Consider the following 14,353-nt stretch of genomic DNA (forward strand, 5'->3'; position numbering starts at 1 on the left):
TGTAAAGATTGATGCTACTGACACTGTAGTCTTTGATAGAGGAGACTCAGAAATTTTGACTAGAACAGCAATTGTGAGTGGAATAAGTAGTACAGGAGCAGAAGGAAATGCGGGAGATATAACTATTACCACCGGGTCTCTGGAAATTACTAATGGTGCTTTAATCTCTACAAGTACCTTTGGTAAAGGGGATGCAGGAAGTGTAAAGATTGATGCTACTGACACTGTAGTCTTTGATAGAGGAGACTCAGAAATTCCGACTGGAGTAATTAGCTCAGTGATACCAGGAGCAAAAGGGGATGCGGGGGATGTAAGCATTACCAGCAATTCTCTAGAAGTTATCAATGGCGCTGCAATAGATGCTAGTACATTAGGTCAAGGAAAAGCAGGCAATATATTCATCACAACAGAAACTCAACTAACAATAAACGAAAACGCCGAAATCTCAGCCTTCACAGAAAGCAGTGGCAAAGGAGGCAACATCATCCTCTTCGCCCCACAAACCCTCAACATTCAAGGTGACGGAGAAATCACAGTCCGCAGCAGTGGAGAAGGCAAGGCAGGTCAAATTGACATCATCAGCCCTAACATCAACCTCTCCAACGGTATAGACATTACCGCCTTCACAGAAGGCACAGGTAACGCAGGTAACATCAACCTAGAAGGCAACAAAATCAACATCCAACCCAACACCCAAATATTAGCCTTTACCGAAACCCAAGGAGACGGAGGTAATATTACAGTCAGAGCTACAGAAACACTAAACCTACAAGCAGACACCCAACTATCAGTCGAAACCAACAGAGGCGGAAAAGCCGGAAACATAGAAATAACCACCCCCCAACTCACCATAGGCAAAAACGCCCAAATAAGTGCCACAGTCAACATCGGAGCAACAACAACAAACCCAGGAGGCAACATCACCATCAACACCAACCAACTCGACATCGCAGGAGAACTCGGAATATTCGCTGAAACCGAAGCCACAGCAGATGCAGGTATTCTCACACTCAACCCCTACGAAAACAACCCAGACTTAGACATCAACTTCAGCAACGACGGCTTCATCTCCGCCTCCACCTCCTCCACAGGCAACGGCGGCAATATATTCATCACTGCCCCAGAAAATATTGATATTTCAGGCCAAGGCTTCATCGCCGTAGAAACATCAGACATAGGTGACGCTGGAACTATCGACATCCAAACAGACAAGCTCACAATATCCGACGGAGTATCTATAAATGCCTCTACCACAGGAGCAGGAAACGCAGGCAAAATCAACATCAACACCACAGACTTCACCCTAGAAAAAGGAACAAGTTTAACCACAGAAACCAACAGCGCAGGAATTGCAGGAGACATCACCATCAACTCCCCCACAGTAACCATAGGAGAAAACGCCTCCATCAGTGCCACTGCACTAGAAGAAGCAAATAACACAGAAACTGGCGGAAACATCAGCATCTTTAGCAACACTCTCAACATTTCAGGAGAACTAGGAATATTTGCCCAAACCGAAGGAGAGTCGCCCGCTGGAACCCTCACTCTCAAATCCTACAACGACAACCCAGACTTAGACATTAACTTCAGCAACAATGGCTTCATCTCTGCCTCCACCTCTTCCACAGGTAACGGTGGAAATATTAACATATTTGCTCCAGAAACCATAGACATTTCAGGAGATGGCAAAATTACAGTAGAAACTACAGGCAGTGGTAGTGCAGGAGATATTGAGATTAATACAGCTTCTCTAACAGTGACTAATGGTGCTGAAATATCTGCTAACACGGGTTCTAACTCTATAGATGCCAGTAACGAGGAAAATGGAGTTGGAGGCAATATCATAATTGAAGCGACAGAAAGAATTAACTTAGACAACGATGGCAGGCTATCAGTAGAAACCAGAGGTGCTGGAAAAGCTGGAAATATAGAGATTTACTCTCGTGAAGTTAATGTCACTACAAACTCTCTAATTAGTGCCGATGCCAGACAAGAAGCCACCAATAGAGAAGCAGGAGGTAACATCACTATCGACACCAACACCCTTAATATCTCAAGTTCAGAAATATTCGCTCAAACCCAAAGTGAAACTCCCGCAGGTACTATTACTTTGAAGCCTTACAACAATAACTCAGGTCTCAACATCAACTTCACTAATACAAGCACTATCTCTGCCAACACCGAATCTATAGGAGAGGGAGGCAATATCTTTATCAGTGCTCCAGAAACTATAAACATCATAGGAGATGGCCAAATTATTGCCGGAAGTGATGGTGCTGGAAAAGCTGGAAATATAGAAATAAATAGCCAACAACTCACTATTGCTGAAAAGGCTAAAATTCGTGTCTCCACAATAGAAAACAGCTCTAATACAGAAGGAGGTAAAATCTCCATCTCTGCTAACACAATCAACCTCTTAAGTTCAGAATCATCAGAATCACAATCAGCAATATTTGCTGAAACCGAGAGCGAAACTTCTGGAGGTACTATTACTTTCCAGCCATACGAGGATAATTCAGACATAGAAATCAACTTCAGTAACCAAAGCACTATCTCTGCTCGTACTTTATCTACAGCAACAGGAAATGCAGGGAATATTAATATCAGTGCCCCAGAAAAGGTTAAAATATCAGGAGATGGCAAAATTTCGGCAGAAAATTCAGGAGCAGGAAGGGGAGGTAACATTACAATTGAAGCTACAGAAAGTATAGAGCTGAGAAACCTGGAGATCTCAGCCGAAAGCACATCAACATCCACAGGCAATGCAGGTGAAATTAGAATTGAAACTCAAGAGCTGACAATAGCTGACGCAACAAGTATTAACGCCTCCACCGAAGGAACAGGAAATGCTGGAGCGATCGACATCGACACCCAAACTTTTACCCTAGAAACAGGAACAAGTCTCACCACAGAAACCGAAAGTGCTGGACAAGCTGGAGATATTACTATTAATTCTGAAAGACTCACCATAGGAAAAGACGCAGAAATAAGTGCTACTGCTTTAGAAGGAGCAACTAATACAGAGGCAGGAGGCAACATCACTATAAACGCCAACGACGTATTGATATCAGGTATCCTGGGAATATTTGCCGAAACAGCAGGAGACTCACCCGCAGGTACACTCCAATTTAACCCTTATGAAAACAACCCCAAGCTTAACATTAACTTTACAGAAGAAGGCTTCATATCTGCTCGGACTACATCCACAGGAAACGGAGGTAACATCAATATATTCGCTCCAGAAAATATCAACATTTCAGGAGAAGGCAGAATAACAGTTGAAACCGAAGGCAGTGGAGACGCAGGTATCATCAACATTGAAACAGAAAACCTGACAATAGCCGAAAACACGACAATATCAGCAGCCACATCCAACACGGGAGATGGAGGCAGCATCAATATTAACTCTAACCAAACATTCCAACTAGAAGGTCAAATAATTACAGAAACAAAAGGTACAGGAAATGGAGGCATTATCACCATTAACATAGGAGAAATGAACGCTCCCAATAGCACCATTTCAGCTCAAAGTACCAGTGCAGGAAACGCTGGAGAAATTAACATCTCAGCCGAAAAAAACATCACCACAGGCATTATCACCTCCGAAGCAAATAATCAAACCGAAACCGCTGATGGGGGTAACATTAGTATTATCAGCGAACAAGGAGAAATTAATGCTACTCAACCAATTCAATCATTTTCTAACCGAGGCAACGCTGGAGATGTCACCCTCACTGCACAAAACGACATTACCACCAATATTATTAGTTCCCACGGCCAACAACAAGGCGGTCAAATTACTATTACATCAGAAACTGGAAACATAGACACCAGCAATGGTGAATTTCTTGCTAACTATTCAGGAGGAGGTGATGCAGGCAATGTTACCCTAACTGCACCTCAAGGAAATATTACCACAAGCGATATCTACTCCTTCGCTGACAGAGACGGAGGTCAAATAACTATCAAAGCCGGAAACAATATCAACATCACAGAAGATAGCAACATCATATCAGCATCCGAACCCCCAGAAAAAGAGGGGGAGAGTGGGACTGAGGAAGTGTGGAGAGGCGGAGATATTATTCTCGAAGCAGGAAACAACATTAACAGCACAACTGCCCAAATATATTCCGGTGCAGATATTGGCGACACAGGAAAAATCGACATTATTGGGGAGGGCGCCATAGAAACAGGTCAAATCGACTTAGCATCAGGGTTTGTTAGAGAAGAAAGAGCAGTAAACAACAACTTCACTCTTATTCCCTTACCCGAAGGAGAAGCTACCCAAGGAGTCGCCGGAGATATCACCCTCCGCAGCAACAACAGCACAATAGACACCACTGCCGGAACCATAAACTCCCGTTCCCCAGACGGCACAGGAAATATTATCCTCAACGCCAGAGACAACATTACCACAGGCAGATTAGAAGCAAGCGCCCTCAACGACTCCCAACCTACCACAGGCGGAAATGTTGAAATCATCAGTCAACAAGGACAAATCAACGCTACCGAAGCCATAGAAACCTTTTCAGCACAAGGCACTGCCGGAAATGTTAACATTATTGCAGAAGGTTCAGTCAACATAGAAAACATACTCTCCCAGGGAACAGAAGGAGGAGGAGATATTATTATAGACAGTCGCAGTGAAAACAGCATAAACGCCCAAGGAGCATTAAACACATTTTCCACAGCAGGAACAGCAGGAGACGTCACCCTCACATCCCCAGGCAGCATAAGTATTAACGGTATTCGCTCAGATGGAATGGAACAGGGAGGCACTATTACAGTAGAAAGTGAAATAGGTGAGATTAATTCGACTGGCGATATAGAGTCATTCTCAGAGCAAGGAGTAGGAGGAGATGTCAGACTCAATGCTTCTCAAAGTGTAAATTTAGTAGATGTATCATCCTTTGGAGCAACAGAAAGTGGAGACTTAATTATTGAAAGTAGCACAGCAACAGTGAATACAGGAAACGTTACTACACAAGCAGAGGGACCTAGTGGTAACGTCATAATTAATGGTACTCAAATAACCACAGGCAACTTAAGTTCTTTAGGTACTACCGGTGCAGGTATTATCCAACTAGAGGCAACTGACGGTTCCATCACTACTCTCGACTTAAACTCAATTGCTCCAGAAGGAGAAGCAGGAGGTATTGATATAGATGCACCAGGAGATGTCACAACGGAAGATCAAGCTGTAATTTCTGGGGATGGAGATGCCCAAATTGATACTAACATCGGAGGAAATTTAGACGCTGATACTCAGACAGTAGAAGCAACTAATGGAGATGCTGAGATTGATAATCAAGTAGATGGTAACATCAATATTGACTCTCAAACAGCCGTTGCTAATGATGGGGACGCAACTATTAACAATACAGCAGAAGTTATAAATATTGACTCTCAAACAGCCGTTGCTAATGGTGGGGACGCAACTATTAACAATACAGCAGAAGTTATAAATATTGACTCTCAAACAGCCATTTCTAATGGTGGGGATGCAACTATTAACAATACAGCAGAAGTTATAAATATCCCAGAGCAAATAGCGATCGCTCCAGACGGAACGGAAACAATTACTAATACTGAAAGTAACGATACGACTACACCCATGATTTCTACTAATAATTCTATTTTTATAGTCGAAACCAGCCCCTCCACAACAGTAGATATAACAACAACTACCTTTACAGACACCACTCAAACTAATACAAATACTAATATTATTTCCACTATCACTCCCAGTAATAATAATCAAACAACTAATACAGGTACAGCTCAAGAACAAACAGAGGAATCTATCAACAATACCACTGACACTCAAGAAATATTAAACATAATTGACACTGTTAATACCAATCCTCTCACAGTAGCCACAGGTTCAGACCAAGTAGTAACCATGTTAGAAGAAAACCGCATCAAAGAATATTCAGATTATTTTGGAGAAGACTTTAACGAAAAATTAGTCAATACGCAAAACGTCCGAGATATTTTGACTGACATGGCTGCTCAAACCGGAAAAGAATCAGCCATTGTTTATATTAATGCTTATTCTGACCAAATACAAATCATATTATTTACCAAAGATGGTCAGCCAATTCTCAAAACAATTCCCACAGTAAATCGTCAAAAATTGAAACTAGCTGCTATTAGATTCATGGCAGAAATTATTGACCCCACAAATCGTCAATCAACAAGTTATTTGCCATTATCTCAAAAATTATATAACTTGTTAATTGCACCAATTTCAGATGAATTAGAAGCAGCAAATATTGATACTATTTTATTTAGTATGGATAGTGGTTTTCGTCTGTTACCTTTGGCAGCTTTACATGATGGAGAACAATTTTTAATTGAGAAATATAGTATGAGTTTAATTCCGAGTGTGAGTTTAATGGATAGTCGCTATAATTCTGTAAAAAATACCAAATTATTAGGAATGGGAGCTAGTCAGTTCATCGATAAATCTCCTTTACCTGCTGTACCAATAGAGTTACAAACTATTTCTAAGAAATTGTGGCGAGGAAATATTTTTTTAAATGAAGAATTTACTAAAAATAATCTGATTAATGAATTGTCCAATGGTTTATATCCGATTGTTCATTTAGCGACTCATGCAGAATTTAGAGCCGGAAAAGCCAGTGATTCTTATGTGCAGTTATGGGATGATAAATTACGTTTAGATGAAGTCCGAAAATTGAGATGGAATAGTGAAAAGTCAGAATTATTAGTATTATCTGCTTGTCGTACTGCAGTGGGAGACAGTAACGCAGAGTTAGGTTTTGCCGGGTTAGCGATCGCAGCGGGAGTTAAATCTGCTTTGGGTAGTTTTTGGTTGGTGAGTGACGAAGGTACTTTAGGGTTGATGACAGAGTTTTATGCTCATTTGAGTAATGTTAAGATTAAAGCAGAGGCATTACGAGAAGCACAGTTAGCGATGTTAAGGGGAGAAGTGGTTGTAACAGATGGTATCTTAAGGGGTTCGGGTAGTCGTGGGAAGGTGAGTTTGCCATTAGAATTAGCAAGTATTCAAAATAAGAATTTTGCTCATCCTTATTATTGGGCAGGGTTTACTATGGTTGGTAGTCCTTGGTAGCCCATATCAAATCCGGTAGCATTGATGTAATTAGATAAAGAGTGTGGGGAGAGTGGGAAGATGGGGAAATAAGCGTGCATATTTAGCAATAGCTGAAGATGGAACATTTTTTTATACCGAATTAAGCGGATTTGATCTTAAAGGCGATCGCGCTTTGCGTGTGCCACTACACTGCTTGAGATAGGATTTTGATAACAAACCAGAAAATCTAAGCAAAAACATCAGTAAACTGTTCAATTCCTTCATCAACCAGTTGCCGAAACCGCTGCACTGCTACCTCTCCATCGTAACTAGTCCAACGATCTACCAAACTCCAACGCATAAGGTAAATCACCACCGCCTCAAAATCGAAGTAATGTCCGAAACTAAAGCGATTTAGTATTTTCCAGGTGAGTTCAAATTGTAAGCGTTCGAGAGCTACTGATTCATTAGCCTTAAGCAGTCGATTTGCTTCCAAAACCCAAGGCAACATCATGTCTAAGCCAAATCCTGGATCATTCCAGTTCCGTTCGATAGAGTTAACCCAACGCCCCACTCCCCAAGGTTGACCTACAGGTGGCGCAGTTTCCCCACGATGACGACGACGCAAAGCCACAAGGATAGTACGCAAGTCAAGGCGACAACTAATAATCCCCTCCAAAGTAGGATTGTGAATTTCGGCCAACAACTGGTTAGCTTCAGCAACAAACTGGCTATCGGTTCGTTCCCTTGGCTGTTCTGACCAAGCAATCAAGTTAGCAATTCGGTTGAGTCGTTCTGCATCTTTAGCATCTAATAGTTTCAACCGATTTTCTAGCTTGAGACGGGATAGAGGAGTTTGTGTCGAGCCAAATAGCTGGCCGAGGGGAGGTAAACTAGACATTAGGGTGACATATTTAGGCATTATATCAAATCTGGTAGCATGGTTATTGTGAGGTAAGGAAGAAGGAAGAAGGAAGAGGGAAGAAGGCTTAAAAGCCGGAAAAACTTACATTTCTTGTCGATATTCACGTTTGGGTTTGCACAAACAATACCAGCAGACATAATATTATTTGACGATCCCTTCGAGAAGTGCGCGAAAACGAGGCTGGAGATGTTCAAGAATTACCTCGGCAATGGCAGCATCGCTGAGGTCTAACACAACTTCTTGATCGATTAACCGTAGTTGTAATCCCCCTTTATTGTCCTTACTAACGCCAAAACTTATGCCTTCCCGCAGCAAATCTTGATTAATCAGGCGGATAAAATGGGTGAGTATCCCTTTCTCCAGTGCTTCGGGATTGCGACTCAGTTCTTCAAGACCTTGAACCTTCCGGGGTAGCAACACTTCCACTTGTTCAGCTACAGCTACTGTCTCCTTGACCGAACCAACCACTTCCAAAATCAGCTTTTGCAGCAGTTCGGGTTTCTCGGTTTCCGCACCGACTAAGCGTTGAACTTCTCCGGTAAATCTTTGGGTTAATTGGCTTTTGAGTGTCAATACCGTATCGCGGAAAGCAACTTCTAAAGCTTGATTTGCTGCCCGTTCCAAGTTTTTAGACTCTTCTCTAGCTTGCTTGACAATCTGAGCAGCTTGCTTCTCGGCTTCCTTGACAATCGAATCAGCGCGGTCTTGCGCCTCTTGGACAATCTGTTCTGCTTGGGTACGACCGCTATTGACACCTTCATTGCGTAAGCGATCGATTAATGCCTCCACACCAGAGGCCACCTGAGCCGAATTGGATGTTTTGTTTTTCGTCAAAATAGTAACCTCCTTATACCAATTTCATCAACTTAGGCGACGCTACTTATCTTATTCTTTATGTGAAATAATGTCCTGAAATTACTGTAGTGTCAAAGTTTTGCAGCCCAAAAAATCTTACTTTTAACTTTTAACTTTTAACTTTTGACTTCCGTTAAACGGTATTACTGCGGTATTCCCTGACCTAGTACCAGTGCAAACACAAGGGCAAACACGGCAAAGCCCTCCACAATAGCAGCGGGGGCCAGAGCCAGACCAAAGATTTCCGGTTTGTCTTTAGCTGCGGCGATCGCCGAGGCACAGGCAAGACCTTGGTAAACAGCGGTCAGGAGGAAGGCTAAACCCGCTCCCAGTCCAATGCCAAACAGACCGCCAGCAGCTTCTGCTGTGATGTTAGGGCGATCGAGGGCAAACATAACCACAATCCCATAAATGGACATGGAAGAAGGCAGAGCCGACAGTCCCACAAAGCGACCATAGCCACCCTTGAGTTCTATCATGGCACCAATGGCTGCCTGTCCTGCGATGGTACAGCCGATGGCACTGCCGATCGCCCCTAAGCCAACGGCAGAGTATAACCCAAACCATCCCAATAGAATTACAAATTCATCCATTACTATGCTCCTTTTTTGTAAAGGCATGAAATGGGTATCCTTCCTCTGAAAGACCCCAGTTAAAAAACTCAATCACATTCAGACGTACACCATGAACAAAACAGGCTAAGATAGCCATACCTAAATTGATGGTATGGCCTAGCAACAGAATCAGCGGACCGAGCAATAGCCCCAGTTCCGGTATCGCCGCCATCACCTGTTGCGCTAAGGTATTGAAGGTAACTGCCAGGGAACCACTGGCAAGTCCCAGAGCAAACAGTCGTAGATAACTCAAGACATCGCCGAAGAGCTTGGTAATTCCTGTCAATGCACCGAATCCATCTACGAGTCGCAAGGGAAATTTTTGGCGACTGCCGAGAAAAGCCCCCAAGAAGACCACAAAAAAACCACCCGCTAACAGACCAATAGCCAAGTTCTGCCAGCCCAAAATCACCCAGGTAAAGCCGCCGAAGATAACTGCAATCCAGCCGATCGGTTGGGCTTTACCCGGAAACCCGACGGCACGATAGGCAACAACAGCGTTGGCAAAAGCCAAATGCAGACAGCCAATAGTGATTGAAAGCTGCATCATCCCATCAAAATTTTGGAGATTCAACACATTGAGGCTAGCCAGCAATGATCCGTTCCCAGGCGCAACACCAAAATAACTCCCAACCATCACTCCATAAATGACTGACGCAGTGAGAATCACTACAGCATAGATGCGAGTGCTTCTGCCACTGGCACTTTGTCCCATCTGCTTCCAGAAATAGATCAGTCCTACCCACAACAACAGTGCATAACCTGCATCAGCCAGAATCATGGCAAAAAATAGGGCAAAGGAGAAGAAGACAATGGTTGAGGGGTCCCAAGTCCGGTAACCGGGAGTCTCATAAAAGGTAACTAGGGCTTCTCCTCCTTTCAAGGTGGGTGGATTTTCCATCAGCGTTGGTGGTGTTTCTTCTGGTTGAGGGGGTTCGGCCAGGAATGCTAGTCCCTCCTGCTCGGAAAACAGTTCTAGCTGCTTTAAGTTTCGCTTGGGCATCCAACCCTGAACCAAGAAGAAGCCTTCCTCTTCTTTCGTTTGCCCGCTCGCCTCTTGCAGAACTGCCTGATCTTCAGCACGAACTAAATTTTTAGACAGCAAAAAGATCCAGCGACTCAGTGCTTCTTGCTCTGCCCAAATTTCATCTAGCTCAATTTCCACCTGTTCTAACTGGCGTTGTAGTTCCTCTGGAGAAACTGAGCCAGCGTGAGTGCGGGGGACAGGTAAAACATTTGAGGGGGGTTCTTCTTTGGCTATAATCACCACATAGACATTCAGATGATCCTCTCCCACTATCTGCCAGGGAAGTTCAATCTCCCGAATATGTTTGGCTTTTGTGTGGGGCACTTGGTAAAACCAAAGTTGGTAGCCACCCAACTCATCTAAGTCTGGCAAAGTGAAGTTGCCCCAAGGTTCCAGGTTTTTGAGTCGATTAGCTAGGAAAAGGCGTTTGTCCTCTGCCTCCCTCTGCTTCTGCTTATTAACCTGTACCTCTGCTAAGAACTGATCGAGATCGAACTGTGCCTCATCCCGCACTTGATGTCGCCGTCGTGGGACATCCATAATATAGTGTAGAGCTTTTTTAGCATCTTCATAGCGATCGCTTGACCCAAATTCCGTTTCTTTGGGTAGCGGCTGCATAGGAATGAGGTGCATACAGCCCAATGTCTGCAAGCCTTCGAGTACCTTGGGCTTGTCAATTCCTAACCCAAAAACCGTAACTTTGTTTAAGGTAATAATACTCATCCTGCCTGCTTCTCCTTTTTCCGTTTAGCTAACTTGGAGTTAACAACACCTGCTCGTTCCGCATCGGCTAAATATATCTGAATTTTTTTAATATTAGCCTTGGTATGAGGAATGAGAACTTTGTCAAACAGATTAAACCTTTGGGTAATTACTCGTTCTGCTTGATGGAGTAACTTGACTCGCTGTTGTCCTACCTGTAGTTCGATTTCCGCTTCTAGGGCAACTCGCAACAATTCAACCAAACGATCTACCCAAAATGGTTTGCCCAGAAGTGCATAATCATCTACCTCAATTTTAATTTGGTTAATTTTGGGTAGCCAAGTCCCCATGACATTTTCTTGTACAAGATCGACTCCCGTAACTTTCACCAGACTGTTGAGATTGATTGAATCATTAGAGAGCATGGGTAACTCGTTAGCGATCGCTGATTGTAGTTCCTCTAGTTGCTGTTGAGTTTGGGCAATCTTTTCCCTAGCTTTGGCTCGTTCGGCACTGATTTGGCGACGTTTGAGATCTAGGGAAGGTAAAACATTCTCAAAGGTTTTCAGTTTTTGTTTCTGTTTAGTCAGAGATGCTTTTGTTAAGGATAGTCTAGCCATTTAAGATATCCTCATAAGATAGGGAGATTAGTATTTCTGTGGGATGAAACGCCTTTCTTCTGAAGAAAGCTCATCGTCGTACTTGTTGTCCATCTTCCTCTCTCCTAGTTTGACTTTTTTTGGAGTTACATCTTCATAAGGAATTAAACTGAGGAAATGGGAGATACAATTAAGACGGGCGCGTTTTTTGTCATCTGCTGGGACAATATACCAGGGTGCATGATCGGTATCAGTGGCAAGAAACATAGCATCCCTTGCCTGGGAATAATCATACCAACGTCGGTATGATTCTAGATCCATCGGGCTTAACTTCCAGATTTTACGCGGATCGTCAATACGGTCTTTAAAACGCTGTTCTTGCTCTTCCATACTGGTATCTAACCAATACTTAATCAGTTGAATCCCTGAGTCTACAAGCGCATTTTCAAAAGCGGGTGTATATTGCAGAAAGCGCACATATTCTAGCTTAGTACAAAAGCCCATCACTCGTTCTACTCCGGCACGATTGTACCAACTGCGGTCAAAAATTACAATTTCTCCAGCCGCCGGGAAATGTTGGATATAGCGTTGGAAATACAACTGGGTTTTTTCCCGTTCTGAAGGAGTCGGTAAAGCAATAACGCGGAATACCCGGGAGCTAACCCGTTCCGTTAGTCGCTTAATGATACCGCCTTTTCCGGCTGCATCTCGTCCTTCAAAGACAACGATAATTCTTAGTCCTTTTTCTTGCACCCAGTATTGTAATTTAACCAGTTCGCCATGAAGCTTAGTTAATTCAGTTTCGTATTCTTTGTTCGACAGTTTTGGATGCTTGTCTGAAAGATTTTTGTGTTCTTTTTTCATGGAATTATTTCTCCATGGGACAGACTATTTGGCTACACTTTTAGACTCTAGTTTTTTAGGAAAATATTTATTGATGAGTGCCTGTTTCATCAATAATTCTTGGGGTTCAAAACACTCTGATAAGGTTTGCCAAGCTAGATCTAGTGCCTGTTCCAAGGCCAGAGAAACATTAATATCCATAAATCTTTTTTGGAACAACTCACCAAATTTTAATAACTTATGATCATATTCAGATAAATCAAAAGCCATGGCCTGTTTTTGTTCGGCATCCGTAGCACCAGAGTAAAAACGAATCATGGTATTCATAATTTGACCATGATCTTCACGAGTTACTTTCCCAATCACATTTTGTTTGAGTCGGGACAGAGAACCAAAAGGGTCAAGTTTGCCATCATGCAAGTAGAATTGTCCCTCAGTAATGTAACCTGTATTATCAGGAACAGGATGAGTTACATCATCTCCTGGCATGGTAGTCACGGTAAGCACCGTCACCGATCCCCCTTGAGCGTAGTCCGCTGCTTTTTCATAGCGACGTGCTAGTTGGGAATACAAATCTCCTGGATAACCTCGGTTGGCAGGGACTTGATCCATGGAAATACTAATTTCTTTGAGGGCATCAGCAAAGGCCGTCATATCTGACAGTAAAACTAAAACCCGCTTACCTTCTTCTACGGCAAAGTGTTCTGCCACTGCTAATGCCATGTCTGGAATCAACATCCGTTCCACGATCGGATCGGAAGCCAGATTAACAAACATCACCGTCCGCGAAAACACCCCTGCATCTTCAAAGGCTTGACGAAAGAAATAATAGTCATCGAAAATTAACCCTAGTCCCCCAAAAACCACAATATCTGCATCAGCTTGAACCCCAATACGAGCTAGAAAGGGGTTAAAGGGTTCCCCTGAAACCGAAAAAATTGGGATCTTTTGGCTTTCCACTAGACAGTTAAAAATATCGATCATGGGAATATTGGTCCGGATCATCTTCGAGGCTAAGATGCGCCGCATGGGATTAACTGATGGCCCACCAATGGTAACTTTGGGATCTTGTGACAATTCTGGCCCACCGTCTATAGGTTCTCCGGTTCCCCTAAACACCCTTCCCAGAATATTTTCTGAATAGGTTACTTTCATGGGATGACCCAGAAAACTTACGGATGAATCCGTTGAAATCCCTTTAGTACCTTTAAACACCTGGAGAGCAACAGTATCTTCTTTAAGGTTAATAACTTGAGCTAAAGAGAGGCTCCCATTACTATTCTCTACCACGGCCAAGTCCCCGAAGCGTGGGCTATTCTCTTGCTGGTGGGCAGTCTCAGGAACTTGAACGCGGATAATGTCGCCGATAATCTCCAAAATCTTGGAATAACGAACAAGTGCTTGTAGCATGAGATGATTTCTTTCAATTAATGAAAGTCTAACCTGTCTTTATCTTAAATTCCTCAAGTAGTAATATGAGAAAATTCACCACCAATTGTATCAATTTTTAATATTTGAAAATAAGAATATAAATTAAAATAAAATAGATATTATTTTGACTTATAAACAGTCAAAAGTCATAATTCATATCACCAACAGTTATATAATTAGAAGCTCGTAGTAGGGCTTTAGCCGATATATGATAGTGCTAAAGCCCTACTACAAACAAAACACAAACTTTTTTATTACTTTATATTCATATCACAGTAGTAGGGTGCTTTGACATCT

8 protein-coding genes are annotated in these 14,353 nt (G+C 42.8%); 1 reads left to right on the forward strand and 7 read right to left on the reverse strand.

Annotation, left to right across the window (positions count from 1 at the left end; translation table 11 throughout):
- The first annotated feature begins 55 nt into the window (after window positions 1–55).
- On the forward strand, window positions 56–7,099 hold the full coding sequence (locus tag ACP6PL_RS24435; RefSeq protein ID WP_426547928.1) for a CHAT domain-containing protein: 7,044 nt from the start codon (window positions 56–58) through the stop codon (window positions 7,097–7,099).
- 208 nt (window positions 7,100–7,307) lie between these two features.
- Here ACP6PL_RS24435 and ACP6PL_RS24440 read toward each other — a convergent pair whose 3' ends face one another.
- The 7 genes from ACP6PL_RS24440 to ACP6PL_RS24470 all read right to left on the reverse strand — a co-directional run bounded on the left by ACP6PL_RS24440 (window position 7,308) and on the right by ACP6PL_RS24470 (window position 14,035).
- Window positions 7,308–7,982 (reverse strand): DUF2764 family protein, encoded by a 675-nt coding sequence (locus ACP6PL_RS24440; RefSeq protein WP_426547929.1) that lies wholly within the window; start codon window positions 7,980–7,982, stop codon window positions 7,308–7,310.
- Window positions 7,983–8,126: 144 nt separating this feature from the next.
- Window positions 8,127–8,819: a hypothetical protein gene (locus tag ACP6PL_RS24445; RefSeq protein ID WP_426547930.1), complete on the reverse strand. Its 693-nt coding sequence runs from the start codon at window positions 8,817–8,819 to the stop codon at window positions 8,127–8,129.
- 164 nt (window positions 8,820–8,983) lie between these two features.
- On the reverse strand, window positions 8,984–9,433 hold the full coding sequence (locus ACP6PL_RS24450) for an ATP synthase subunit C (RefSeq protein WP_426547931.1): 450 nt from the start codon (window positions 9,431–9,433) through the stop codon (window positions 8,984–8,986).
- Complete coding sequence (locus ACP6PL_RS24455; protein ID WP_426547932.1) at window positions 9,426–11,204, reverse strand: V-type ATP synthase subunit I; 1,779 nt, start codon at window positions 11,202–11,204, stop codon at window positions 9,426–9,428. Before ACP6PL_RS24455 ends, ACP6PL_RS24450 begins: the two co-directional genes overlap by 8 nt.
- On the reverse strand, window positions 11,201–11,803 hold the full coding sequence (locus ACP6PL_RS24460; RefSeq protein WP_426547933.1) for a V-type ATP synthase subunit D: 603 nt from the start codon (window positions 11,801–11,803) through the stop codon (window positions 11,201–11,203). Before ACP6PL_RS24460 ends, ACP6PL_RS24455 begins: the two co-directional genes overlap by 4 nt.
- A gap of 27 nt (window positions 11,804–11,830) precedes the next feature.
- Complete coding sequence (gene ppk2, locus ACP6PL_RS24465; RefSeq protein ID WP_426547934.1) at window positions 11,831–12,646, reverse strand: polyphosphate kinase 2; 816 nt, start codon at window positions 12,644–12,646, stop codon at window positions 11,831–11,833.
- 24 nt (window positions 12,647–12,670) lie between these two features.
- A complete protein-coding gene (locus ACP6PL_RS24470) occupies window positions 12,671–14,035 on the reverse strand; it encodes a V-type ATP synthase subunit B (protein ID WP_426547935.1) in 1,365 nt (454 codons plus the stop codon).
- Window positions 14,036–14,353 lie beyond the last annotated feature (318 nt).

The organism is Dapis purpurea BLCC-M126 (genome assembly GCF_050015975.1).
GTDB lineage: Bacteria > Cyanobacteriota > Cyanobacteriia > Cyanobacteriales > Microcoleaceae > Trichodesmium.